Annotated in this window: 1 pseudogene; it reads right to left on the bottom strand. The window is 74.4% G+C overall.

Annotated elements, in window-relative coordinates:
• Positions 1 to 872 (bottom strand): annotated as a pseudogene (locus IF30_RS0140335) (hypothetical protein); the annotation flags it as partial.
• Between the last annotated feature and the right edge of the window lie 16 nt (positions 873 to 888).

Raw genomic sequence — 888 nt, 5'->3', positions numbered from 1 at the left:
GCGCCGCCGACGGCGCCGAGGACGAGGTCCAGCGGCATGACGGGGCCGGTCTGGAAGGCGGCGTCGTAGCCGTAGGCGAGGCCGGCGCCGGTGACCATGCGGCCGGGGAGGGAGTCGGCGGCGTTGGCGACCTTGGCGAGGCCGGCCAGGGCGACGGAGGCGCTCTCGGCCCGCTCGGCGGCGTTGGCGACGACGCGGCCGCCGGCGCCGAGTCCGCCGCCGGCTCCGCCCATGATGCCGCCGGTCTCGGCGGAGTCGACGGCTTCCTTGAGGCTGAAGCCGCCGTCGCCGAAGGACATCCGGATGGGCTGGGCGACGGCGACGTCGACGGTGATGGCCTCGACGGCGCCGAAGGCGGCGCCGACCAGGACGGTGGCGGCGATGGTGGCGATGGTCTCGGAGACGGTGACGCCGAGGGTCGCGGCGGCCGCGACGATGCTCGCGGCGGCGGTGCCGGCGGCGGCTTCGGAGAGGCCGGCGGTGAAGAAGGCGAGGGCGGTGCCGACGACGAGGGTGCCGCCGACGATCGCGGCCTCCTCCTCCAACTTCTTGACGGCCTTGTCGACTTCGGCGGCGAAGTCGCGCAGGGCCTTGGCGAGGCTGCGGCAGGCGCTGGCGGTGTCGGGCAGCCAGCCCTTGCCCTGGCCGCCGTAGTAGTTGCCCCAGAACTTTCCGAAGGCGTCGATCGCGGGCCCGTGGTTGTTGGCGACGATGGCGGCGGCGGCCTGGTTGGTGGGTGCGGTGACGTTGTCGACGGCGGTGGCCATCGCGTCCCAGGCGTCGGCGACCGTGCGGAGCTTGTCCGGATCGGCGTCGGGCCACCACATGCCGGTGAGTTCACGGACGGCCTTGGCGACCGTGGACTCACCCATGCGCCCGCTCCTGCGG

Source organism: Streptomyces sp. NRRL S-350, assembly GCF_000719705.1.
GTDB lineage: Bacteria > Actinomycetota > Actinomycetes > Streptomycetales > Streptomycetaceae > Kitasatospora.
This window is presented reverse-complemented; position numbering and strand designations above follow the sequence as displayed.